This window comes from Desulfosoma sp. (assembly GCA_037481875.1).
Lineage (GTDB): Bacteria > Desulfobacterota > Syntrophobacteria > Syntrophobacterales > DSM-9756 > Desulfosoma.
Map to the genome: position 1 here is coordinate 50,191 of JBBFKY010000002.1, position 24,082 is coordinate 74,272.

The window sequence follows — 24,082 nt, forward strand, 5'->3', positions numbered from 1 at the left end:
ACCCGTCTTGCCTGAACATCCACACCGGAGAGGGCCGACCGAAGGCTCTCCCTGTGTTTAGGCTTCGGCCGGAGGCGTCCAGCCGTGATTCAGAGAATCCTTGTGGCGTTTCGTTTCTCCAAAGGGGGCATGGCCGCTTTGAAAATGGCGGCTTATTTGGCCAGAGTCCACGGGGCTCGTCTTCATATCTTTCACGCACTGGATTATCGACTCATGCACCCGCAGACTCCCGATGAACGGATTGTCCAGATGACTCAAGAGGCTGAGAAGCGGTTCGCTGAGGAGTGCAAGGGGTTTCTTCAAGGTGTCTCGCACTACGGTTTCAACTGTTGGGAATCGGATCCCGCTGTAGAGGTGGTGAAACTGGCCGAGGAAACACGGGCGGATTTGGTGGTGCTAGGCTGCCACGAGGTGGGGAATCGGCCTGGTATTTCTCGTTTGGGAATGGTCGGTCTTACCGTGGCCCAGACGGCCCCATGCCCTGTTTTGATTGTCCCATGCCTCGAAAATGGGAAGGAGGCGACGAGGTTATGAATCGACGCGCGTTTTTAAAATGGGCGGCCGCAGGAGGCGCAGCGGCGCTGGGCTCTCCGACCATTGCAGCCGGTGCTCCGCGAAAAGTTCCTGACGACCCCTACGGGTGTCTTGTGGATTTGACGAGGTGTGTCGGATGTCGAAAGTGCGAACAGGCTTGCAACAGGGTCAACAACCTGCCGCCCCCGTCGACTCCCTTTGATGATTTGGTGGTCTTCGACAGGCATCGTCGTCCCAGCCCGGAAGCTTTCACTGTAGTCAATCGCTACCATACAGGCCGGCGGGATGACCGAGGTCAGCTTGTGCCCACCTTCGTCAAGGTCCAGTGCATGCACTGCCAGGATCCGGCCTGTGTTTCCGCATGCATTGTGGGGGCGCTCACCAAAAAGACCAACGGCGCGGTCCACTATGATGTTTCCAAATGCATCGGATGTCGCTACTGCATGGTGGCCTGTCCGTTCCAAATTCCCCAGTACGAATACACCGACCCGATCACACCTCGAGTGCGCAAATGCACCTTCTGCTTTGAAAGGATTTCTCAGGAAGGCGGCCTTCCTGGATGTGCTGCCATTTGTCCTGTGGAAGCCATCACCTTCGGAAAACGCAACGTGCTTCTGGACCTGGCCAAGAAGCGGATTCAAGAAAACCCCACCCGGTATATCGACTCCATTTATGGAGCTACGGAAGTCGGGGGGACCTCCTGGCTGTACATCAGTGGTGAGCCCTTTGAAAGACTGGGCTTTCTCACTCTTCCTTCCAAGCCCATTCCCCAAACGGCGGAAGCCATTCAACACGGCATCTTCAAATACTTTTGGGCTCCCCTCACCCTTTACGGGCTTCTGGGGGCGATCATGTACAGCGTGCGGCCGAAAACGCCGTCCCGCATCTCAGATGACAAGGGGGATCAGTCATGAGTGGTCGACATGCAGCGGCACCTTTGTCCGTTCCTTTATGGACGCCCGGAGTCTTTGTCCTGATCGCTTTGATGATTCCAGGCTTTGTCTTTATTCTGGCTCGATTCATCGGGGGCCTGGCCGCCGTGACCAACTTGAGCCAAACTTCTCCGTGGGGCATCTGGGTCGCTATTGACGTGGCTACCGGGGTGGCGTTGGCGGCGGGAGGATTCACAACCGCTGCTTTGGCTCATGTTTTCGGGCGTCACGCCTATGAAACCGTCACGCGTCCGGCGCTTCTGACGGCCATGCTCGGCTATACCTTTGTGCCCATCGCCCTGATGATCGATATCGGGCGGTCTTGGGCCATCTGGCATCCCATCATTTATTGGCAGGGAAATTCGGTCCTTTTTGAAGTGGCCATGTGTGTCGTGCTCTACACCAATGTACTCTATATCGAATTTCTTCCCATTGTTGCGGAACGCTATAAAGACCGTGTGCGTCTTCCCGGGCCTTTGTCGATCCTTAACGGGATTGTGGAAAAATTTCTTCAGGTCGCAGATCGAACATTGGATCGAGTCATGTGGGTTTTTATTCTGGCGGGTGTGGTCCTTTCCTGCATGCATCAATCCGGCCTGGGATCCCTCATGCTCATCGCTCCCACCAAACTGCATCCCTTGTGGTACACACCCATTCTTCCGCTATTGTTCCTGCTTTCCGCCATCGCCGTCGGATTTCCCATGGTGATCTTTGAAAATGCGCTTGCTTCCGCCTCCTTGCCCATTGAAGATGAAACCCCAGTGCTGTCGGCCCTGAGCCGATACACGGTGATTTTGCTCGGGGTGTACGGTATTCTGAAAGTTGCGGATATCGTGGTCCGCGGAGCGGCCGGGTATCTTTTGGAAGCCCGTGTCGAGAGTTTTTCATTTCTGGTTGAACTGCTTGTGGGGGTTTTTCTCCCTTTCTTTTTGTTGCTCAAGCCTTCCGTTCGGAAGTCTCGACGCGGCCTTTTCATCAGTGCCTGCCTCATCATCTTCGGTGTCGTGCTGAATCGCCTCAACGTGTTCCTGGTAGGCTTTCAATCTCCGTACGCCGAAAAAGGATACTTTCCATCCATAGGCGAACTGGCTGTGACAACGGCGCTGATTGCCGCCATCATGTTCTTGTATCGCCTGCTGGTGACCTATCTTCCCGTTTTGACGCCTCGAAATCATAGTCACACCACGACGGCGTGCGACGGGGCGCTGTTGCAGGAAGGGAGGGCTGAGTCATGAAAAGACGGAAACCGGCGGACGTGAAAACATCCCCGAGCGAAAGGGGTTTTCTTTCCTCAGTGTGGCGCCTTGGAATCTTCGTGGGTGGCCTTTTGCTTTTAGGTGGCCTTTTCCTTTCTGGAAACCTTCAAACACTGAGCGGCGCCGAAGCTCCCAAAGGGCCTCCGCCACCTCCCAAAGCCGTCTTTGAAGACGGCACCCCATGGCGTGCTGTGGATCTGGAAGAGGCGCTCAAGAGAGCCCATGAAGTGGTCCCTTTGGTCAAAGACGTTTTGCGGGAAACACCTGTGCAGCGGAAGAAGCGTCTTGGCGACACTTTTCCCAAGTTGTCGGATCTCACCGTGGACTACATGATTTTACAGAGCCCGATTCTGAAAACGGAAGAGGATCTTTTCGGGTACGTTCGGTTCATGCACAAGAAGCACGCAGCCGTCGTGGGGGATTGCACCGTCTGCCACCATTATCGACCGGCGGATTCGGCCGCAAAGGAAACCACACGATGTTCCGCCTGCCATCAAAAAGCGTTCAACCCTGAGATGCCGGACCGTCTCGGCCTGAAGGCCGCCTATCATCAACAATGCATGGGATGCCATAAGGAACGCGATAAGGGGCCTGTGGGATGTACGGAATGTCATGCCAAGAAGGTTCCGGATCATTCCACACTGGTGAAATTGCCGGCGAATCCGCAACCCTGGGATGTGACCAAGGAATGCCTGAGGTGCCATGAAAAGGCGGGTGAGCACATGCTGAAGAGCACCCACTGGCTGTGGCGAGGTCCTTCACCTTACACAGAAGGTCATGAAAAGAGTGTGATGCTGGGAAAAGGCACCAACACGGTCAACAACTTCTGCATCGCCTTGGCTTCCAACTGGCCGCGATGCACCAGTTGCCATGCCGGCTACGGCTGGAAGGACGCTCATTTTGATTTCACGGATAAAACCCGCATCGACTGCTTGGTATGCCATGACGCCACCGGCACGTACGCCAAGATCCCCACAGGCGCCGGCATGCCGTACAAAGAGCTGGACCTTTTGAAGATCGCCCAAAACATCGGCCGACCCACTCGAAAGAACTGCGGCGACTGTCATTTTTCCGGAGGCGGAGGCGACGCGGTCAAGCACGGGGACTTGAACAGTATTCTGTATTACCCCAGCCGCAACTGTGACGTGCACATGGGAGGAATGGACTTTCAATGCGTGGACTGTCATAAAACCCGCGATCACAAAATTTCCGGTCGAAGCACGTCGGTACCCGTCGTGGAAGGAAGTCGTTCCTGTGAATCCTGCCATACGGCGCAACCTCATGCGGATTCAAACAACCTTTTGAGTCACCACCTGAACCGGCACACAGAACATGTAGCGTGTGTCACTTGCCACAGCCCCATCTATGCCAAATGCAAAGCGACCATTGTTTCCTGGGATTGGTCCAAAGCCGGGGATAAAGAAAGAAAGCCGAAAAAAGACAAATACGGGATGCCGGATTATTCTTGGCAGAAGGGAGAATTTGTCTGGAAGGAAAGCGCCAAGCCTGAGTATTACTGGTACAATGGGAAAGTACGCCGCTACATTCTGGGGGATCGGTTTGAACCCAACGGGACCGTGAAGCTCACGGAACCCGTAGGCGACATAAGAGATCCACAGGCCAAGATCTACGCTTTTAAGGTGATGCGAGGGCGGCAGCCCGCCGATGCTGAACAAAACATGATCGCCGTACCGCATCTTTTCGGTGAAGGCGGCTATTGGCAGACCCTAGATTGGCAAAAATCCCTTGAAAACGGTATGAAAGCGGCCGGACTGACCTACAGTGGTTCCTTCAAGTGGGTGGATACGGTCATGTATTGGGGCTTGAATCATGAAATCACGCCAAAGGACCGAGCCCTCTCCTGTGTGCAATGCCATCAGAGTTTGAGGCAGGAACCTTACTGCGGACGATGTCATCAAAACACCGGCGCCGTGGATTTTAAAACCTTGGCCTATCGAGGAATCGACTTTCAGCAGCTTTACTATGCAGGACGAGACACCTTGGAGCTTCTCAACGTGACGGATTATATCGGGTTTCAATCCTTGGGCTACAAAGGGGATCCTATCGTGCACGGCGGACGTTTCAAGAAACTCCCCCTGGGCCCAGGTCCCGCTCTGCCCAAGACCCCGTAAGTTATGAGGGCACGGCGCGCCGTGCCCCCACCCCTTCGTGGAATGGTATCGCGTGATGCGGTTCATGCTGCCTTCTCGAACAGAATGTATAAGCTTCTTTTACAGGCTGCCGATCCCTTCTTCCATGTCCTTTTGGGCTTCGGCGGCCGATTCGTTACAGCGGGCAAGAAAGGCTTCGCGCTTTTCCTTGGACCATTGGGAACAAAAGGCAGGTTTTCCTTTCATGACCCGCTTCATGCACAGAGAACATGCGGGTTCGCAACGGATCATGGGTTCCGGGACTTCTCCTTTGGCCTTTTTCGGCCATAGAGGGTCGGCAAAAAGAACCCGGGCCAGCCCTATGAGGTCCGCCTTTCCTTCGTTGAGAATGGTTTCGGCTGTGATCGGGTCCTGAATCCTTCCGGCGGTGATCACAGGCATAGCCCCTACGGCTTTTTTGATGCCGGCTGCAAAGGTTACCATATAGCCTTGTTGTTTTTCTCGAGCCAGGTAATCGGGTAGGAAAAAGGAGTCGTAGGTTCCGGCCATCACGGAAAGGTAGGCAACCCGCCGCTTTTTCAGTTCCTGAGCATAGATAACCGTCTCGTCCATGTGAAGACCGTCCGGAAGACATTCATCGGCAAGGAACCTATAGCCTACAGGATAATCGGGTCCGACGGCATGCCGAACCGCGTCCACCACTTCCAAGGGATAGCGCATGCGGTTTTCCAGGGATCCTCCGTAATTGTCCCTTCGCTGATTGGTGCGAGGCGATAGAAACTGCACCAGAAGGTATCCCGTGCCTCCATGAATTTCCACGAGATCGAAACCGGCGTTTTGAAGTCGGCGAGCTGCGGCAGCATAGGCACTGCGGATGGTTTCCAAATCCGTGGCGTCCATTTCTTTGGGAATCACTTGACCTGTTTGAAAAGGAGAAGGAGCCAGGCGTTCGGACGTGTAGGCAAAACGGCCGGCATGGTTGATCTGAGCGGCCGCTATGGCGCCTTCCTCCTTAATGACTCGAGCGAGCTTTTCCAGACCGAAAAGGAATCGGTCATCGTCGGCCCGGAGCATGAAAGGGCTGCCCAAACCTGTTGCATGCACTCCGATGTTTTCCACCACGATCATCGCCGCCCCTGACCGGCTCATCTCCCTGTAATGATCCAAAATCAGCGGGCTTACGGTCCCATCGCCGTGGGCGTATCCGGTAAAAAACGGCGCCATGGTAATCCGGTTCGTCAGAGTCAGGCCGTTTAAAGCAAAAGGCGAAAAAAGCTTAGCATACTTGGTCATGGAACACCTCCTTGGCTGGACTGGTATTGAGAAAGGGCTCTCAGCGTCGGGTTCGACGCAGAAAAGCCGGCTTGACGGGCGGCACCTGGGACCGATACAAGCACATATCGTTCCAATGGGTAAGCCAAGAAATCGCGTGCAGGGTCCATGCGCTTCACGGAAGATTCGGTGGGCTGCATGGCCGTAAGGCACCTTGACCAGGAGGGATGAGAATGCGTTGGAACCATCTTTTCTTGCGGATTTTGGTCCTGAGCACACTCCTTTGCATCGTCGAGGGCCTGCTTCCAACCTCGGGATTCGGCGGGACCGAGCCGGAGAAACTCCAGTCTCTCGTCGCTAAGATTCACTGGCTGGGGCATGCCGGCTTTCGCATCGATGGAAAAGATAAGGTCATCTACATCGATCCCTATCGTATCAAAGGAGGCCCTTTGGCCGATTTGATTCTTATCACCCATGAACATGCGGATCATGCCTCCCCTGCCGACGTTGACAAGATTCGAAAACCCGAAACGGTCATTGTGACCGTCGCGACGGCGGCAGCGAAATTTTCCGGAGACATTCGAATCGTCAAGCCCGGTGATGAGCTGGTGGTTCAAGGGCTGAGTTTACGAACCCTTCCAGCATACAACCTTAACAAATTTCGCAGCCCGGGTGTGCCCTATCACCCCAGGGAAGCCGGCCATGTGGGGTTCCTCATCACGGTGGACGGTCTCCGTATCTACCATGCTGGGGATACCGACCCCATTCCCGAAATGGAGGGTCTGAGTCCGGATGTGGCCCTGCTTCCGGTCAGCGGCACCTATGTCATGACGGCTGAAGAAGCAGTGCTGGCGGCCTCCAGCATCGGCCCCAAGGTCGCCGTGCCCATGCACGTAGGGGAAGGCATCGGAACCCTGGAAGATGCCGGACGGTTTAAAGAAAAAGCCTCCGTTCCAGTCATCGTGCTCCCCATCGAAAAATGAGCGGCCGCAGCTGCGCGACCGGGAAAACCGTTTAAGCCGCTCGCCACCCTGAAGAAAAAAGTTTAAGGCGTGTTTCCCGGACTCGAGGTCTGGGCGACGGCCTGTAAGCCTCCTAAAGAAAACCGAGTAATGTGGTCGGCCAAGCGGTCAATGAGTTCATCGGAAAGAGGCCGGCCCAAAAGATATTCCAAATCTTCCCGCCGTACCGTAAAGACGGCTCGACACTGATTGATAATGCTCAGTTCGCAGAAAAGAAGCCTTTCATCATTCGGTTCCAGCCCGCTGAGTTCCGAAAGGAGCTTCAAAACGAACATTCGGCGGGGTTCCATCAGTTTTTGCAAGGCGTCTCGAATAAGCCCCGTGGGATTGGCCAGTTCCTGAAAATAAAGACGGGTAAACTGCCCGTGGCGACTCTTTTTGACGAAGGAAAGCAAAAGATACCGTATGAGCTGCGCAAAACGCTCCCGAGGCGGCAAATCATTGGAAACGAGCGGCCCCTTTTCCAGGTCCTTTTGAAAAGCATGCTTCCATGTTTCCACATAGAGGGAAGCCTTGTCGCCGAAATGATAATTCACCGCCGCGATGTTGGCCTTCGCGCGACGACAAATGTCCGCAAGACGTGCTCCATGATACCCTTTTTCGGCAAAGACCTCACAGGCGGCGTTTAAAAGCCGCTCGCGTGTAGCCAACCCGTTACGTCGAGAAGCCATGCCTTTCCAGCCTTCGGGATGTCAAGAATCCCTTCCAAAGAATCATTGACTTTTCAAACCCAGGCCCTTAAATGAAAAATTCAAACGGTAATTTGAATTAGATGTTTGGATTTGTCAATCCTTTCTAGTTGGGGGAGGGTTCATGAAGGGGGACAGGAGGTCATGGGACCACCGATGGTGGTGTTTCTGGATGTTTCGGTCCGTGACGGGTTTTTTGGAGCGGTTTGGCAAGGCCGGATGGGCAATGGCTTTCTTGGTGGCGGCTTTTCTTGGATGGGCCGGCCCGGCGCCTGCTGGCGCGGCGCCGTCAGGGCCGGGCGGGGATAAGCCTGTGCCTGTAGGCGTGGTGCCGGTTCGGGTGAAAGATGTGAGCCCTGTGACGGAATACGTGGGTCATGTGGAAGCCATTCAGGCTGTGGACATTCGGGCTCGAGTGGAAGGATTCCTTCAGGAGGTACGGTTCCGGGAAGGGGCTCGTGTGCGTTCCGGGGATGTGCTTTACGTCATCGAACAGGATCTTTACAAGGCCCGTGTGGAAGCCTCCATGGCTCGGGTGGCTGAGGCCGAAGCCGCCCTTGAACGTGCCGATCGCTACCTCAAAAGGCTTCAGGCGGCCCGGTCCGAGAGTGTTCCCGCCACCGAGATGGACAGTGCAGAGGCGGCTCGAGCCGAAGCAGCGGCGCGCCTTCAGGCGGCTAAAGCTCAACTGGCTATCGATCAGATCAACTTGGCTTACACGGTGGTGAGGGCCCCCATAGCCGGGCGTATCGGTCGCACGGCCTACACGGTCGGCAACGTGGTGGAACCCGGATCAGGGGTTCTTGCTCGGCTCGTGCAGGAAGATCCCATCCGTGTGGTCTATGGGGTCAGTGAAAACGACATAACGGCGGTACAAGCGGCTTTGCGGGAAGCATCTTCAGGCAAAAAAGATCGGGTTTTGTCGCCGTCCTTGCGACTTTCGAACGGGACCATTTATGGGTTTTCAGGGAACGTGCAGTTTGTGGACAATCAGATAGATCCTTTCACCGGAACCATTGCGGTACGGGCGGTGTTTCCCAATCCCGAGGGGACACTTATTCCCGGCCAGTACGTCACCGTGTTGATACAAGCTCGGGATCCTCAGCCTCTGCCCGTGGTCTCGCAATCGGCGGTCCTTGTAGATCAAAAGGGCCATTATGTCTTGACCGTGGATGATGCCAATCAGGTGGTGGCACGCCATATCACCCTCGGACCGACCGTGGGCACCGAATGGGCGGTGACTTCTGGCCTGACGGAGGGCGAAAGGGTCATCGTGCAGGGTCTGCAGAAGGTGCGGCCCGGCCAGACGGTGCAGCCTCAAGTCTTGATCGAGCCGGGGAGGTAGCGGTCATGTTTTCCCGCATTTTTATCGAACGACCGCGCCTGGCGGCGGTCGTGTCCATCGTCATCACCATCGGCGGGCTTATCGCCTTGTTCAATATTCCTGTGGCTCAATACCCTCAAATCACGCCGCCGGAAATCTTTGTCACTGCGTCCTATCCTGGAGCCGGAGCCGAAGTGATTTCCCAGACGGTGGCCGCTCCCATTGAAAAGGAAGTCAACGGTGTGGAAGACATGCTTTACATGTCTTCCACCTGTTCCGACGACGGCACTTACCAGTTGTCGGTGACTTTTGCGGTAGGAACCAATCCCGACATCGACCAAGTCAACCTGCAGAACCGGGTGCAGTTGGCCCTTCCAAAGCTGCCTTCCGAGGTGGTGGCCCAAGGAATCACGGTACGGCGTCGTTCATCGGACATTATGGCGGCTGTAAGTTTTTATTCACCGAACGGCACCCAGACGATGCTTTCTCTGAGCAATTACATGAGCAACATCGTCAAGGACGCTTTGGTGCGTCTTCCGGGGGTGAGCGACGTCTTTATTTTTGGAGAAAAAGAATACAGCATTCGTATCTGGATGCGTCCGGACCGGCTCACGGCCATGGGATTGACCGCCGATGACGTCATTGCTGCCGTGAGGCGTCAAAACATTCAGGCCGCCGTAGGTTCCATCGGCCGCGAACCCGTCGGACGGGACCAGCAGGTGCAGTTTACTATTCGAGCCAAGGGTCGGCTTGAAAAGCCTGAAGAGTTCAAAAACATCGTCATCCGTGGAAATGAACAAGGGGGGGTGGTGCGCCTTGGCGATATTGCCCGTGTGGAATTGGCCGCCAAGGATTATTCCACCGAATCCATGCTTAATGGAAAACCTGCCGCCACTCTGGCCGTGTACCGCGCTACAGGTGCCAACGCTTTGGAAACCATGCAGGCTGTGCGCGAGGAACTTCAGCGCTTGTCCCGATCCATGCCGGAAGATATGGCCTACGAAATCATTTTGGACACCACTCGGTATGTTTCTGCGGCCATTCACGAGATCGAATGGACTCTACTGCTGACGTTTCTTCTGGTCCTTTTGGTAAACTACGTCTTCCTTCAGGACTGGAGGGCGACCCTGGTGCCCACGGTGACCATTCCCGTGTCCTTGATCGGAACCTTTGCTGTGCTTTTCGCTCTCGGCTACAACGCCAACACCATTTCCCTCTTTGCCCTCATCATGGCCATCGGGCTTGTGGTCGATGATGCCATTGTGGTGGTAGAAAACGTCTATCGCCTTATGGCCGAAGAAAAACTTTCACCAAAGGAAGCGGCTCTCAGAAGCATGGAGCAGGTGACCGGGCCCATCATCGCCACGACTTTGGTTCTGCTGGCCATTTTTGTCCCGGTGGGATTTATGCCCGGCATTACCGGGCAACTTTACAAGCAGTTTGCCGTGACCATCTGTACCTCGGTGCTCATTTCCACACTCTGTGCCCTGACCCTGAGTCCGGCCATGTGTGCCACCATGCTTCGAGCACATCGGCCGCCTCAACGAGGTCCTTTCGCGTGGTTCAATAAATTCCTGGCGAAAGCACGTCGTGGCTACGTGGCAGGATCGAACCTGCTTCTACGAAAAGCTGTTCTTGGTGCCCTCTTTCTGGCCCTGGTGCTTCTCGGCAGCGGGTTCCTGTTTCAAAGAAGCCCCACCAGTTTTCTTCCTGAAGAAGATCAAGGTTATTTCTTTTTCAACACTCAGCTTCCGGAGGGAGCGTCCTTGGGACGCACCTATGAAGTGATGAAACGTATCACGGGTGAGATTCGTTCCTTGGAGGGGGTGAAAGACGTCATTGGGGTCAGCGGTTTCAGTCTTTTGAGCGGGCGAGCCGCCAACGTAGGGTTCGGCATTGCCATCCTCAAGCCTTGGGATGAAAGGCCCGGGGCCAGACTGCACGTGGACTCCATTGTCAGACAGGCTCAGGGGCGTCTTGCTTCCATTCCCGAAGCCAACTCCTTTGCTTTCGCGCCCCCGGCCATCATCGGATTGGGCACCACAAGCGGTTTCGATTTCAGACTTTTAGCCAAAGAAGGCCAAAGCCCCCAGGAACTTTTCGGCGTGGCCATGACGCTTATGATGGCGGCCAATCAGGATCCCGCCTTGTCCCGAGTTTTCACCACCTACACGGCCAACACTCCCCAGATTTTTCTTCACGTGGACCGCACACGCGCCGAATACATGAAGGTGCCCGTGAGCCGCATTTTCTCCACACTTCAAGCTCATCTTGGATCGTCCTATGTCAACGACTTCAATCTTCGGGATCGCACCTACCAGGTCAAGGTTCAGGCCGAAGCCCCGTACCGCGACGATCTTTCCGACATTCAAAGGCTCTATGTGCGCAGTGAAACAGGGCATCTGGTCCCCTTGACCAGCCTCGCCACTGTGTCCACGGTGCTCGGTCCTCAGCTCATCAAACGTTACAATCAGTTTCCCAGTGCGGATTTCAGCGGCCAAGCCGCTCCGGGTTATGCTTCAGGTCAGGCCATGGACGCCATGGAACGATTGGCGGCCAAGGTGCTGCCTTCAGGTTACGGTTTTGAATGGTCTTCGGTGTCTTTCCAGGAAAAACAAGCTTCGGGTCAGGTGGTTTGGCTTTTCTTGCTGGCGGTCCTTTTTGGTTACCTGTTTCTGGTCGGCCAATACGAAAGCTGGAATATTCCGTTGGCCATCATCTTCTACGTGCCTGTGGCGGCTTTGGGAGCCATGGCCGGTTTGACCCTGCTGGGGATGCCTTTGAGTATCTACGCCCAGATCGGCCTGGTGCTCTTGGTCGGGCTTTCCGCCAAGAACGCCATTCTTATTGTGGAATTTGCTCGAGACAGCCGGGCCCAAGGGTTGTCCATTTCCGAAGCGGCCCTGGCAGCGGCCGGCATTCGGTTTCGTCCCGTGCTTATGACGGCTTTTACCTTTATCCTCGGCGTGGCTCCGATGGTGATTGCCACAGGGGCCGGAGCGGGCAGCCGCCGAGCCATCGGCACCACGGTTTTTTCAGGCATGTTGGTGTGCACGGTCTTCGGCATTTTTCTTATTCCATACCTTTTTTATGTCTTCCAGACGGCTCGAGAAAAAGGGCGGGCATGGCGCGAAAAGCTTCGTGGCGAACATTAAGGAGCTTCATGGAGGCGAAAGACTCGATGAAGTGTTGTGGAACCGGGTCTGCAAGCAAAATTTCAGGATGCTGTCCGAGTCGAGATCATTCGCCTGGGAGCGCGCCCGTCTATGCCTGTACAAATGGAAGGCCGGAGGCCCGAGCTTTCAGGAAAACAGAGGTTTTGGGCCGTAGCGGCAGGACGAGCCGTCCCCCTGCGCCTTGGGCCGGAATGATTTGTTCTAAGTTCTCGGGCAGCCTCCTCGGACTGATCTTTTGGGTTTGGATGACGGCGTGGGCTTGCGCACCCGTAGGTCCTCAATACACCGCCCCACAAATCCATGTCTCGGAACGCTGGCACGCGCAGGAGAACGGGCCCTGGGATGCCGCAACGCCCAATGCCGACCTTTTGGCCCGTTGGTGGACAGCCTTGGAAGACCCGATTCTGACCGACCTGGAAAGTCAAGTGCTCAAGGCCAATCGGGACCTTAAGATCGCCGTCGCTCGTGTGCGGGAAGCTCGAGCGGTCCTCGGGGTTCAAAAAGCCGGGCTGTTTCCCACCCTCGATGCCGCAGCGGAAACTTCACGACGTCGCACCAGTGCTCATGGCACTACGGGTCGCGCTGTGGAAACGGGATTTTATCAGGCTGGTTTTGATGCAGGATGGGAATTGGACTTGTTCGGGGGTACGCGAAGAGCCGTGGAAGCAGCCGTCGCCGACTGGCAAGCGGCTCAAGCAGCCCACGATGCCGTGCGGGCAAGCCTCATGGCCGAAACGGCTTTAGCCTATGTGGAACTTCGCACCTTTCAGGATCGATTGGATCTGACGCGTCGAAACATCGCCGTGCAGGAAGAAACCTACGCTTTGAATCTTTCCCGCTATGAAGCCGGCCTGATCGATGAACTTCCCGTGCAGCAGTCCCTCTACAATCTGGAACATACACGCGCGGCCCTCGCGCCCCTGGAAGCAGGTCTGGAAGCCGCCAAGAATCGACTGGCCGTTCTCACGGGCCATGAACCGGGAGTGCTGGAAGAGGTTTTGCGAGAACGCCGCCCTGTTCCGGCCGTACCACCTCGCGTGGCCATAGGTATTCCCGCCGAAGCCCTTCGAAACCGCCCCGATATTCGGCAAGCCGAACGGGATTTGGCAGCCGCCACAGCCCGTATCGGGCAGGCGACGGCGGAGCTTTACCCCAAGCTTCGCCTTTTAGGAACCATTGGTTTGGAATCCTTAAAAGCGGGAGATCTCTTGGAATGGGCGAGCCGCTTCTGGGCTGTGGGTCCCTCCGTGCAATGGCGCGTCTTTGATGCCGGAAAGATCCGTCAGAATATTGAAATTCGATCGGCCCAACAGGAACAGGCACTGTTGCGCTATGAATCGCTTCTTTTGAAGGCCCTGGAAGAAGTGGAAAACGCTTTGGTCGCCTTTGCTCAGGAACAAAGGCGCCTGGAACAACTGGAAAAAGCCGTCGCAGCTGCTGAAAAGGCGGAATATCGAGCCAGAGACCGCTATCAGGCTGGCCTGGTAGATTTTACCGATGTCCTGGACGCGCAGCGTACTTTGCAGAATTTTCAAGATGAACGGGCGCAAAGCCGCGGGGCGGTCACCGCCGGCCTGATTCGGCTCTACAAGGCTCTAGGAGGCGGCTGGCAACCTCAGCCCTTTCAATCCGAAACCGATTAACCGGAAATTTTCCGTCCAGAAAACCCTGCCTGAAAGCGCTTTTTCCACGGAACATGCGTTTTCGAACCTCATCGAGGGCGGGTGTCCCGGCCTCGCAATGAGCGGTCCGAAAGCCCGCGCCCCAAAAAAGGACACAACCACAGGTCTGGAGCCTGTAGGGGCAAGGCGGCGTCTCGCCCCGAACATGAAACGGCATGAGAGAGCTTGAGATGGCGAGTTTTCGAAAAGCTTGTAGGGGCACGGTGCGCCGTGCCCTTGCCCCCTTAAAACCACCTTGCCAAGAACGAATGACTGGAAATTTTGGGGTGCTCCTAAGCTCCTGCCAGAAGGTCCCCCAAGCGTTTCTTTTCGACGGCCGCAGCGTGCCAATCGGACACGACGCCTCCCAAAAAGAGTTTCGCCCATTCCTGATAAACCGCGTCCAGGTTTTTTGGAAATGGAGCGCCATCGGCCGCCATAAGGCGACTGATGCCGTCCCAGTCTGGTAGGCTTTCCCCATGTCGGCCGAGCGCCTTTTGAAGGGTCAGAAGACGGCCTTCCTGGTTGATGACAATACCTTCCTGTTCGCCAAAAGCGGCTGTCGGGAGCACCACGTGAGCCCACGCGGTAGCGGGTCCCAGTGTGTTTTCCTGAACCACGAGGAATTCCAATCGGCTTAAGGCTTCCAGATCCTGTGCCGAAACTTCTCCAAGGAGCGCGCTGTCCTGAAGGAACAGGGCTCGAATCTCCCCTTTTTGCAAGGCTTCCATGACACCGATGCCAGGTCCTTGAGGAAGGGGTGTGTCATCCCATAAGGTTCGAAGCTTTGCCACATCCGATTCACGATCAAACGATATGCAGCCCGGAAGCGTCTTGGGACTCATGCCCACAAAGCACGCTCCCACCGCATTGGCATAGGGAGCCGCCAGGAAGAGTCCCGTCCCATTTTTTCGAACCTGTTTTTTCATGACCGAAACAAGCGCCGTCACGGCTTGCACGGCTCGATCAATTTCCGGCTCACTGAGCTGTTCCAGTGCCGCGAGATCCAGCACCACAGCCACACCGCCCACCGCGCTCATGCCATGAACCAAACTTTCCAGAGCATTCCTTTCAAAGGTTTCCAAGGACAGCTTTTTGACGGCCTCAAGCGGTTGCGAGCCCCAAAGGTCCTTGAGGTATTCCAAGGCCTTTTCTCCACTTTTTTCCGCAAACTGCAGGGTCAGGCATGACAGAAGATCCGGCCATCTTTTCACTTCGGCCGCGTAGGAAAGGGCAGCCATCGGTCGAAGGGATTCCGACAGTCGGCCCATGCCCCACAAAGGGACATGACCACTCCGAACGGCTCGACGAATGGAAGTCACCGTCACCGGGTTTGTTTCTTCCAAGCGCTCCCCCACGTAAAGAATGGCCTGCGCATGAGCCAGTTCGGCCATGGAAGGCACCAGAGGGGATCCACCTTTGGGAATCAGAGCGTGTCGCAAAACGGCTTCGGCCGTCTTTCGGCCCAGGGTGTCCACAAAGGGGGTGCCGAAACGTGTGCGCATCCATTTTTGCAGAAGGTAGAGTCCTTCACAGGTCAGCCGAGGGGATCCCAGGGCACCGATGGATTCCTGGCCGTGTTTTTGCGCCACGGCTCGAAGTCCTTGCAAGGCGGCTTCCACAGCTTTTCCCCATGAAGTTTCTTTGAGCTCCCCGTTTTCGCGCACCATGGGCTGAGTGGCTCTTTGGCCGCGCCAATGGTCGTCGTAAGAACGGAACCTTCCTTTGGAACAGGTGGAAGCCCGATTGGGAAGGGTGTCTCGCCCATCGGCGATCCATACGAGCCGTTCTCCTTTGACCTTGAGCTCCAGTTCGCATCCATAGCCGCAGTGGACACAATGGCTGGGAACGGATTGCCAATCCAATCGTTCCACCGGACGCCCCTGGCGCCGTTCCATGAGAGCTCCTGTGGGGCACAGGTCGACACAAAGGCCGCAGGAGACGCATTTGGCGTTAAACTTGGGCCAGTCCTTGAAATCAATGGCGTCGCTGCATTGGAAGGTCTGACAAGCCACGTAGCAACGTTCACAGCGGATGCATTTGTTGGGGTCCAAGGCAATGAGGGGATGCGTGTCGATGGCGGCGACCCTTTGAAAATGGATCTTTTTGCTGGGTTGTTCGCGCCAATCCACCTGAAATTCGTTCATCAGGTCCCTCAGGCGGCAGTCGAACGCCGCACTGCAGCCGCACACCAGGCAACGTTCCGCTTCCCTTTTGGCCTGAGCCTCATCAAAGCCCAATTCCACTTCCATGAAGTTTTTAAGCCTTCGAGAAACTTCCACTTCAGGCATGCGTTCCCGAGGAATGACCTTGTAGACCCCGAAAGGCTCCTTGTCGATGTGCGCAAGGTCGCCCTTGCTGATGTTGAAATGCAAGGGTTCGGGTTCCACACGACCCGCTTGGAAAAACCGGTTCAGTGAGTAGGCGGCTTTGCGGCCGTCTGCCAAAGCGGCCACCACGGTCATGGGGCCTCGGAACAAGTCGCCCCCGACGAAGATCATTTCCGCCCCCGTGTGCATACTTCGAGGATCCCCGCCGATGGTGCTCCACCGGGTGATGGGGATCTTTTCCATGCCGGGGTCTTGGTCCGGGGTCAGCACCACCGGATATTGGCCGATGGCACTGATGACCTGGTCTACGTCCAAAAGGGTTTCCGATCCTTCCACGGGTACCGGTCGCCGACGACCGCTGGCGTCGGGTTCTCCCAATTCCATGCGAATGAATTCCAACTGACGCACATGGCCGTTTTCGCCCAAAACCCGTGTAGGAGCGGCCAGAAGATGTATTTCCACGCCTTCCGCTTCCGCGGCTTCGATTTCTTCGTGACTTGCGGGCATTTCTTTTCGGGATCGACGGTAAAGGATGGTGACTTTTTCCGCACCCAGGCGTAAAGCGGACCGAGCCGCATCAATGGCCACGTTGCCGCCCCCGATGACCACGACGCGCCGACCCACTTTCACCGGTCGTCCGGCGGCGATATTTTCCAAGAAATCGACGCCGCTTTCCACGCCTTCCAGTTCTTCCCCGACGATACCCAGCTTACGGCTGGCCCAGGCGCCGATGGCGAGAAAGATGGCCCCAAACCCCTCCTTTTTCAAATCATCCAGGGTGAAATCCCGACCCCACATGACCCCCGTGCGCACCTTAACCCCCAGGCTCAAAATCCCCTCGATTTCCCAGTCCAGGATTTTCTTGGGAAGCCGGTATTCAGGAATCCCGTAGCGCAGCATACCCCCAAGTTTTTCTCGGGCTTCGAATATGGTCACGCCATGTCCGAGAGCCCTCAAGTAATAGGCGGCGCTCAACCCCGCCGGGCCACCTCCCACCACCGCCACATGATGCCCGGTTTCCGCAGGCACCTGGGGAAGTATCCGCACTCCGGACTTCATTTCAAAATCTGCCAGAAATCGTTTGCAATGATTGATATTGACAGGTTCATCCACCAGATGCCGTCGGCATGCCCCCTCACACGGATGCGGGCAGACACGGCCGATCGTGGCCGGCATGGGGATCTTTTCCTTGATAAGCCGCACGGCTTCCAGATATTCCCCATGGCGAAGGAGCGCGAGGTAGCCTTGAATATCCACGTTGGCCGGGCAGGTGACTGAACAGGGAGCCACACAGTCGCCGTAGTGAGTGTCCAGGAGTAGTTCGAGAAGGAGTTTTCGTGTTTGGGCCAGATCCTGGCCGGAAGTGCGAATGATCATGCCGTCTCGCACGGGGGTGCTGCAGGCCGCCTTGAACTGCTTTTCCCCTTCTACGGCCACAACGCACAGCCGGCAGTTTTCCAAAGGACGCAACAGGTGTGTGTAACACAGTGTCGGAATATAAACCCCTTCGCGTCTGGCCACGTCCAAAATGGTGCTGCCTTCCTGAGCCTGCACCGTTCTTCCATCCAATGTGACCGTCACCGTCTTCGCCATAGAAGTCCTCCGCAGCCCAGTGGAATCATCTTTACTGACTCTTCTTTGTTCAGGAATATTCCGGTCACCGAGACGGCACCCGCCACATTGACCGGCCTACAGATTGCGAGGCGGAAAGCGAAGGCAAGGCAGCTTAAGGAAAGCCAACGAGCGCGTGATCGGGATCAGGATCAACCACGGTGCCGAATCGATACCGTTGCGGTACCTTTGGTTATTGTTCTCGTTTAAGAAGCAGTTCAATGTTGTGGCGTAGTGCTTGCGGGTCCACCGGCTTTTCCATGAAAATGTCGGCGGCGATCCAATCTAAATCCTCGTCAACGGTTCGTGTGTACCCCTTTTCCGATTCCGGCTGCGCCGAGACGATGATGATGGGAAGCTTGCGCAAGGCCTCGCTCTGTCTCAGCTTCACCGCGAAACGTAGACCTTCGTCCACGGTCGCCATCATGATATCCAGCACCAGCAGATCGGGTTGTTCTTCTTCAATGAGCCGAAGGCCGTCTTGCGTGTTGCTCGCCGTCATAACCTCATAGCCGAACCGGCGGAGAATGGCCCCCGTGATCTCCAAGAAACTTGGATCATCATCAATGATCACTATACGTTTTCCGCTCATTCAATCATCCTCCCCTTCCGACAGCGACTCAGCCTGTGCCTCCAGCCCCGGTGGCACTTCCAAAAGAAAAGCAACCCCTTTCCCTGGAGCGCTCTCCACCCAAATGGTGCCTCCATGCCGTTCTACCACGATCTTAGTGATAAAGAGCCCAAGACCTGTGCCTCGAGTGGCCGACCGCCGAGCAGACGACAACCTCTGGAACTTACGAAATAATCTAGTCTGATCTTCTTCGGAAATTCCGGGTCCCGAGTTCCATACTTTGAGGCGCAGACGCCCTTGGGATGTGACAACTGCGTTGAGAAGAATTCTTCCCTGAGGTTCTCCGTACTTGACGGCGTTGCCCAAAAGATTGGTCATGACACCCCGAAAGAGTTCCGGATCCAGGGTCCAGACAAGATCCTTGGGAACATCCACTTCCACGCGCAATCCCTTTTCCTGAATGCTGGGATCCAGGGCTGAAAGGACTGGAGCGATCACCTGGTTGAAGAGATTCACCTTTCGAGGACGTACCGGCAATTCATCTTTTTCGATTCGAGAAAGGTCCAGATAATGCCGAATCATCTCCATGGACTGATCCAAATTGTTGCAAATGGCCTCCACCATTCTTTTTTGATCGTCCGTCAAAGGCCCGAAGATTTCCTGCCTCAACGCATTAGCGCTCATGTATCCGTTGGCGATGGGGGATTTCAATTCATGGGTGACAAAACTGAGCATTTCCAAATAGTAACGGTTAAGACGTTCCAGTTGAAGATTGGCGGCGTTGAGATTCTCGTTGGTTTGCACCAGAGCGTCCATGTGGGCTTTTAACTCGCTAAGGTCGTGAAAGAAACCCACAATGGAATAAGAATCTCCATCTTCAGCAAGCATCGTGGCCGAAAGCCGAACCGGCAGCATTCGCCCGTCTTTGGTCCGGACCGTGGTATTGTAATTGACCAACACGCCAGGGCCACCGTATTCAGCGCTTTGCAAGGCTTTTTTGATAGCCGATGCTTCCCCCTGAGGATAAAGGTCGCGAACGTCGAGTCGATAGAGCACTTCGGCGGCTTTGTAGCCCAAGAGCCGTTCGGCGCCTGAATTAAACAAAATGACGCGACCTGTGGCATCGTTGGCCACAATACCGTCGGGACACGCCGCCAAAAGGCGTTCTTCGAACTCATAGCGTTTCTTGAGTCGTTCCTGGTAGGAGCGAATCTCATTGGCCATAAAGTGAAAGCTGTAGAGAAGCCGAATGAGTTCATTTTCTCCCACTTTTGAGGGGACGTGGCATTGAGAGCACAATGGATGTGCGGTCAACTGAACTTTTTCGGTACCGCGACACCATGGGAAAAGATTTTGGACATCCGATTGACTGAGATACGGGCACATACCGGGCGCCGGCACCTCTCGGTCCCAGGTGCCCCCTGTCGATGCCGGGCGGCATAAAGGGCTGACATCCACGGTTTTCAGAACGTCCTGCATCCGGCCTTGTGCCAAGAGCTGGGTCATTTCCGAAAGACGTTGGACAGGGCGTGTGATTCGGGCTGTAAACCAGCGGCTGATAAAGTACCCGGCAGTCAGAATGAGGGCCGTGATGAGAAAAAGGGTTTGAAGAAGACGTTCGCGCAAAGGCTTCAGGATGGGATATTGAAAACCCGTGCGCACCACCATGGGGGTTTCGAGTCCTGGCCGAGCCGTTTGAAACACAAGCTCATACCAAGGATCCCCCTTGCCTTTCGACCGTGTCAGTTCCATGCCGTTAACGCGGCGCCGAACCTCCGCGTGGCCGCTCGTCTCTTTTTGAGATTCCCCGGAAAAGAACAATGTCTTTCCTCGAGCGTCTTCCAGCCGCAGGGAACGAAAACCTGGATAAAAGGAAAGCTGCTCATAGAGTCGTGCTCCCAATTCCTCGAACTTGGCGCGGCTTGGTGCGGTCTCCATCCATCGCTGCAGACTTTCCCCTAGGGCCTGTAATTGATCTTCCGCCTGCTCTTCAATGGCAGGCAGGATGGACATGCGGATTCCCACCCAGGCGGCAAGGGCCACAGAGAAGATCATGGTGAGCGAAACCACGCTAATGGTCGTTTTGAACTTCAGTCGTTCGAGAAACTCCATGGGCACCCGTTCCGCAGAGGGGGTTCGCGTCTCGCTTCAGCCTCTCGATGCACTGCAGGACGGATCAGTATGTTTAATCTATCACGAGCAAGCCGCCTTGTCACACCCCTTTTGCAAGGAACCCCCCGGCGAACACACATTAAGCTCCACACGGGGCGGGTCCCGTCCATGCTCAACATCCTGGAACGGACCCTACCCTTTTGTCAAAGCGCATTCTTAGGACGGTCCTGGTGTCCGCTGAAAAAAACGGCCAGGACATTACGCCCTCGTGGGACAAAACGCCCTGTAAAAGCGGACTGATGTGTCAGCCCCAGAACACGATCATAAGGGCGGGCCGATGTGTCCGCCCGGAATATGGGGTCGCACTCGGACGCACCCCATAGGGATCGGCTCTTGAAAATATGCCGCGATGTGCCGGTTCCATTTCTAAGAATCCTTCCCTGGTATTCAAAAACCTCTTCTTTTTCTCTACCGCTGCAGGATTGAAGGCAGCCACATGGTGAGCGGCGACCACAGGGAGATAAGCACCAGGTCAACCAAAAGGACCAAAAGAAAGGGGCCGATACGGGCGACGACTCTTTCCATACGGCATTGAGCAAGGGTACAGGAAACCACCAGACAAATCCCCAGGGGCGGCGTCAGCATACCGATGGCCAGGTTCACCACCACGATCGCTCCCAATTGCACGATGTCCAGGCCCAGCGTTGGTATCAGGGGAAGAATTACGGGTACGAGCAGAATAAGGGAGGCGGTGGTTTCCACAAAGGTTCCCGCCAAAAGAAGAATGCCGTTCAAGATCATGAGAAGCGCCGTGGGGTGCATGGTCACGGAAAGGAGTCCTCGTGCCAGTCGAGCCGGAATGTCTTCAATGGCCATGAACCAGCTGAAGATGGAAGCCGTGGCGATGATAAACAAAACAAGACTGGCCGTGACGGCCGATCGAATGAAGAGTTCCGGAAGGTCTTTCCAGCGAAGTTCTCGATGCACCCAAAGACCGACAAGCAGCGCGTAAAAAGTTGCCGCCGCCGCCGATTCCGTCGCGGTAAAAACACCGCTGAGAATGCCGCCCAGAATCACCACGGGCGCCCCCATAGCCCATTTGGCGTCCCATATGGATGTCACCAATCGTCGCCAGGAAAACGCCACCACCGTGCTGTATCGGTTTTTCCAGGAAAGAATCGTGGAAACCAGGATAAGACTTACACCCATGAGAATGCCGGGCAAGATACCTGCAGCAAAGAGCTTTCCAATGGAGGCTCCCGTGAGAAACCCAAAAATGATCATGGGAATACTCGGCGGAATCACCACACCGATGGATCCGCCGGCTGCTTGGACTGCCGCCGCAAACCCTTTATCGTAGCCTCGACGAATCATGGACGGGATAAGAATCGTGCCTACCGCGGCCGTATCGGCGGCGGCCGAACCTGAAATGCCGGCAAAAAACATGGCGGAAACGACGGCAACAGCGGCAAGACCTCCGGGAAGCCATCCCACGATGGATTCTGCAAGTTGCACCACCCGCCTCGAAATGCCTCCGGCTTCCATGAGCGCCCCGGCACACATGAAGAGTGGCACGGCCATGAGCGGAAAGGAGTCCACTCCCGCGTAGAGTCTTTGAATCACCATCATGAGAGGTAGATCACCGTGAAGCCATAGAGCGGTCAGGGAAGCCACGCCGATGGCCAAAGCTATGGGCATATTGGCCAAAAACAAAAGCATGAGAGTCACAAAGAGCACCATCGGTAACATGGTTTGGCTCCAGATAGGGATGATGGATTCATGGGCGAACACATGGGTCCGCTCCTACAAAAGATCGGCGGGCGAATCCATGTGGCCGCGCAAACAGATGGTTGGCGGGTGGACAAGTCGGTCCGCGCCAACAGGAGATTGGTTTTGGGGCGGACAAATAGGTCCGCCCCCACGGTTGGTTGGCGAATCCATGGGGCCGCCACAACGAATGGTTGGTGGACGGACACATCCGGCCGCCGCTAGGGTTATTTTTTATGTTCCAAACCTAGGCTGGCGGTATGCACAAGAAAAATCAGGCCGCTTAAGGGGATCACCGTATAAGGGAGGCCCATGGGAAGGCCCAAAGCGGGCGTTCTCTGGCTGGCGATGAAGCGTATAAATTGGCACCCGAAAACGATAAGGACCAAGAAAAACAGGCTCGACACGACAAGCAGCAGGCGTTCCAACACCCCTTGGGACTTAGGGGCAAGACGCCGCACCATGACATCGATCCCCACATGAGCTTTTCTTCGATAGGCAGCGGTCGCTCCCAGAAAGGTGATCCATACCAGCAGAATTCTTCCCAATTCCTCTGACCAAAACAATGAATGGTTCAGCACGTACCGGAAAAATACCTGAAGACCGGTGACCAGGGCCATAAGCATGGCCAGCACACCGATGGTAACTTCCACTCCCCGGTTGAGTCCGAAGCTCAAGCGATGCAGCCACCCCATGGCCCTTGAAACCCCCTATTTTCCGCGCACCTCGGCAACCGCATCCAGAAAAACCTGCAGCATGTTCTGAACCTTGGGATCCTTGTAGATCTCTAGATCCTTAAGCACCGATGCCTTGGCTCGAAACGATTCCAAATCGGGGGATTCGTCCACCACCATGCCTGCGGCTTTGACTTTGGCCAGGAAGTCTGCTTCGTTGTCTCGATTCCATTGCCTCTGATAAGCCGCCGCCTCCTTCATGGTCTGAACGATCATCTCCTGGTCCTTAGGGGAAAGACCGTTAAACCATTCCAAATTGGCCACATCGATGTGGGCCGAATAAACGTGCCCTGTGAGGCTCATGTATTTTTGCACTTCGAAGATCTTGTAATTCCATATAACCCAGAGAGGGTTTTCCTGGGCGTCTATGGTTCCTTGCTGAAGCTCCGTGTAAATGGGCCACCCCATGGGGGTGGGGTTGGCCCCAAGAACTCGCCACAGCTCCTTGTGCAGGATGGATTCCATCACACGAATCTTAAGACCCTTGACATCATCCACTCGATGGACGGGTCGTACGTTGTTGGTAAGATGCCGAAAACCGTTTTCAGAAAAAGCGATTCCTTTGAAACGGGCTCTTTCCAGAGCCTTCAGGAGAGCCTGGCCGGCGGGACCGTCCAGAACCAGGTCGGCTTCCCGGCTGTTGGCAAAAAGAAACGGATAATCGATCACTCGCGCCTCAGGCACAAAGACATCAAAAGGGCCGGAAGTGATAACGCCCATCTGAACGGAATTCATTTGAATCTGCTGCAAGATTTCCGTTTCCGTACCCAAGGAGGCGCTGTGAAAAATCTTGACTTCGAAATCGGACCGAGACTCCAGGAGCTCTTTGAATTTTTCTGCGCATACATTCTGAGCCGACCCAGGTTTGGTGACTACGCCCAGCTTGATCACACCGCCCGCCCAAACTTGGCAAACGGCTGTTAAACAAAATACCGCCACAAAGAACGCCGTCACACCTGCCCTCTTTCCCATCATGGTGC

17 protein-coding genes are annotated in these 24,082 nt (G+C 55.5%); 8 read left to right on the forward strand and 9 right to left on the reverse strand.

Going from position 1 to position 24,082, the window contains the following annotated elements; all coding sequences use genetic code 11:
* The first annotated feature begins 84 nt into the window (after positions 1-84).
* From WHS46_03135 to WHS46_03150, 4 genes are read left to right on the forward strand one after another with little or no spacing between them, the layout of a single operon-like run.
* On the forward strand, positions 85-534 hold the full coding sequence (locus WHS46_03135) for a universal stress protein (protein ID MEJ5347666.1): 450 nt from the start codon (positions 85-87) through the stop codon (positions 532-534).
* A complete protein-coding gene (locus tag WHS46_03140) occupies positions 531-1,448 on the forward strand; it encodes a 4Fe-4S dicluster domain-containing protein (GenBank protein ID MEJ5347667.1) in 918 nt (305 codons plus the stop codon). Before WHS46_03135 ends, WHS46_03140 begins: the two co-directional genes overlap by 4 nt.
* Positions 1,445-2,701 carry a Ni/Fe-hydrogenase cytochrome b subunit gene (gene hybB, locus WHS46_03145; protein ID MEJ5347668.1) on the forward strand — a complete coding sequence of 419 codons (1,257 nt, stop codon included), beginning with the start codon at positions 1,445-1,447 and terminating at the stop codon, positions 2,699-2,701. The genes WHS46_03140 and hybB overlap by 4 nt, the downstream gene beginning before the upstream one ends.
* Positions 2,698-4,854 carry a tetrathionate reductase family octaheme c-type cytochrome gene (locus WHS46_03150; GenBank protein ID MEJ5347669.1) on the forward strand — a complete coding sequence of 719 codons (2,157 nt, stop codon included), beginning with the start codon at positions 2,698-2,700 and terminating at the stop codon, positions 4,852-4,854. Before hybB ends, WHS46_03150 begins: the two co-directional genes overlap by 4 nt.
* Before the next feature lie 99 nt (positions 4,855-4,953).
* Here WHS46_03150 and WHS46_03155 read toward each other — a convergent pair whose 3' ends face one another.
* Together WHS46_03155 and WHS46_03160 are read right to left on the reverse strand one after the other, a co-directional pair.
* Positions 4,954-6,126, reverse strand: coding sequence for an NADH:flavin oxidoreductase (locus tag WHS46_03155; protein MEJ5347670.1), 1,173 nt, complete (start codon positions 6,124-6,126; stop codon positions 4,954-4,956).
* Positions 6,123-6,305: a hypothetical protein gene (locus tag WHS46_03160; protein MEJ5347671.1), complete on the reverse strand. Its 183-nt coding sequence runs from the start codon at positions 6,303-6,305 to the stop codon at positions 6,123-6,125. Before WHS46_03160 ends, WHS46_03155 begins: the two co-directional genes overlap by 4 nt.
* Before the next feature lie 33 nt (positions 6,306-6,338).
* On the opposite strand from WHS46_03160, the gene WHS46_03165 reads away from it, so the two are divergent.
* Positions 6,339-7,088: an MBL fold metallo-hydrolase gene (locus WHS46_03165; GenBank protein MEJ5347672.1), complete on the forward strand. Its 750-nt coding sequence runs from the start codon at positions 6,339-6,341 to the stop codon at positions 7,086-7,088.
* A gap of 62 nt (positions 7,089-7,150) precedes the next feature.
* Here WHS46_03165 and WHS46_03170 read toward each other — a convergent pair whose 3' ends face one another.
* Positions 7,151-7,798 carry a CerR family C-terminal domain-containing protein gene (locus WHS46_03170; GenBank protein ID MEJ5347673.1) on the reverse strand — a complete coding sequence of 216 codons (648 nt, stop codon included), beginning with the start codon at positions 7,796-7,798 and terminating at the stop codon, positions 7,151-7,153.
* Between the two features lie 142 nt (positions 7,799-7,940).
* On the opposite strand from WHS46_03170, the gene WHS46_03175 reads away from it, so the two are divergent.
* The 3 genes from WHS46_03175 to WHS46_03185 all read left to right on the forward strand — a co-directional run bounded on the left by WHS46_03175 (position 7,941) and on the right by WHS46_03185 (position 13,959).
* Positions 7,941-9,161 (forward strand): efflux RND transporter periplasmic adaptor subunit, encoded by a 1,221-nt coding sequence (locus tag WHS46_03175; GenBank protein ID MEJ5347674.1) that lies wholly within the window; start codon positions 7,941-7,943, stop codon positions 9,159-9,161.
* A 5-nt stretch (positions 9,162-9,166) separates the two neighbouring features.
* On the forward strand, positions 9,167-12,295 hold the full coding sequence (locus WHS46_03180) for a multidrug efflux RND transporter permease subunit (protein ID MEJ5347675.1): 3,129 nt from the start codon (positions 9,167-9,169) through the stop codon (positions 12,293-12,295).
* Positions 12,296-12,561: 266 nt separating this feature from the next.
* Entirely contained in the window at positions 12,562-13,959 is a 1,398-nt protein-coding gene (locus WHS46_03185) for an efflux transporter outer membrane subunit (protein ID MEJ5347676.1), read from the forward strand.
* Positions 13,960-14,270: 311 nt separating this feature from the next.
* On the opposite strand, the gene WHS46_03190 is transcribed toward WHS46_03185, so the two are convergent.
* From WHS46_03190 to WHS46_03215, 6 genes are all read right to left on the reverse strand, one after another.
* Positions 14,271-17,900 (reverse strand): FAD-dependent oxidoreductase, encoded by a 3,630-nt coding sequence (locus tag WHS46_03190; GenBank protein MEJ5347677.1) that lies wholly within the window; start codon positions 17,898-17,900, stop codon positions 14,271-14,273.
* A 211-nt stretch (positions 17,901-18,111) separates the two neighbouring features.
* Complete coding sequence (locus tag WHS46_03195; GenBank protein MEJ5347678.1) at positions 18,112-18,510, reverse strand: response regulator; 399 nt, start codon at positions 18,508-18,510, stop codon at positions 18,112-18,114.
* Positions 18,511-20,601, reverse strand: coding sequence for a PAS domain-containing sensor histidine kinase (locus WHS46_03200; protein ID MEJ5347679.1), 2,091 nt, complete (start codon positions 20,599-20,601; stop codon positions 18,511-18,513). It abuts the gene before it with no gap.
* 468 nt (positions 20,602-21,069) lie between these two features.
* Complete coding sequence (locus tag WHS46_03205; GenBank protein ID MEJ5347680.1) at positions 21,070-22,350, reverse strand: TRAP transporter large permease; 1,281 nt, start codon at positions 22,348-22,350, stop codon at positions 21,070-21,072.
* 245 nt (positions 22,351-22,595) lie between these two features.
* Positions 22,596-23,063, reverse strand: a complete 468-nt coding sequence (locus WHS46_03210; GenBank protein ID MEJ5347681.1) for a TRAP transporter small permease — start codon at positions 23,061-23,063, stop codon at positions 22,596-22,598.
* Positions 23,064-23,078: 15 nt separating this feature from the next.
* Positions 23,079-24,077: a TRAP transporter substrate-binding protein gene (locus WHS46_03215; GenBank protein MEJ5347682.1), complete on the reverse strand. Its 999-nt coding sequence runs from the start codon at positions 24,075-24,077 to the stop codon at positions 23,079-23,081.
* Positions 24,078-24,082 lie beyond the last annotated feature (5 nt).

What these genes read in the sequence shown, in the direction of transcription:
- WHS46_03140 (MEJ5347667.1), top strand. Translation starts at nt 531, where the DNA reads ATGAATCGACGCGCGTTTTTAAAATGGGCGGCCGCAGGAGGCGCAGCG.
- hybB (MEJ5347668.1), top strand. Translation starts at nt 1,445, where the DNA reads ATGAGTGGTCGACATGCAGCGGCACCTTTGTCCGTTCCTTTATGGACG.
- WHS46_03150 (MEJ5347669.1), top strand. Translation starts at nt 2,698, where the DNA reads ATGAAAAGACGGAAACCGGCGGACGTGAAAACATCCCCGAGCGAAAGG.
- WHS46_03155 (MEJ5347670.1), bottom strand. Translation starts at nt 6,126, where the DNA reads ATGACCAAGTATGCTAAGCTTTTTTCGCCTTTTGCTTTAAACGGCCTG.
- WHS46_03160 (MEJ5347671.1), bottom strand. Translation starts at nt 6,305, where the DNA reads ATGCAGCCCACCGAATCTTCCGTGAAGCGCATGGACCCTGCACGCGAT.
- WHS46_03165 (MEJ5347672.1), top strand. Translation starts at nt 6,339, where the DNA reads ATGCGTTGGAACCATCTTTTCTTGCGGATTTTGGTCCTGAGCACACTC.
- WHS46_03170 (MEJ5347673.1), bottom strand. Translation starts at nt 7,798, where the DNA reads ATGGCTTCTCGACGTAACGGGTTGGCTACACGCGAGCGGCTTTTAAAC.
- WHS46_03175 (MEJ5347674.1), top strand. Translation starts at nt 7,941, where the DNA reads ATGAAGGGGGACAGGAGGTCATGGGACCACCGATGGTGGTGTTTCTGG.
- WHS46_03180 (MEJ5347675.1), top strand. Translation starts at nt 9,167, where the DNA reads ATGTTTTCCCGCATTTTTATCGAACGACCGCGCCTGGCGGCGGTCGTG.
- WHS46_03185 (MEJ5347676.1), top strand. Translation starts at nt 12,562, where the DNA reads ATGACGGCGTGGGCTTGCGCACCCGTAGGTCCTCAATACACCGCCCCA.
- WHS46_03190 (MEJ5347677.1), bottom strand. Translation starts at nt 17,900, where the DNA reads ATGGCGAAGACGGTGACGGTCACATTGGATGGAAGAACGGTGCAGGCT.
- WHS46_03195 (MEJ5347678.1), bottom strand. Translation starts at nt 18,510, where the DNA reads ATGAGCGGAAAACGTATAGTGATCATTGATGATGATCCAAGTTTCTTG.
- WHS46_03200 (MEJ5347679.1), bottom strand. Translation starts at nt 20,601, where the DNA reads ATGGAGTTTCTCGAACGACTGAAGTTCAAAACGACCATTAGCGTGGTT.
- WHS46_03205 (MEJ5347680.1), bottom strand. Translation starts at nt 22,350, where the DNA reads ATGTTACCGATGGTGCTCTTTGTGACTCTCATGCTTTTGTTTTTGGCC.
- WHS46_03210 (MEJ5347681.1), bottom strand. Translation starts at nt 23,063, where the DNA reads ATGGGGTGGCTGCATCGCTTGAGCTTCGGACTCAACCGGGGAGTGGAA.
- WHS46_03215 (MEJ5347682.1), bottom strand. Translation starts at nt 24,077, where the DNA reads ATGATGGGAAAGAGGGCAGGTGTGACGGCGTTCTTTGTGGCGGTATTT.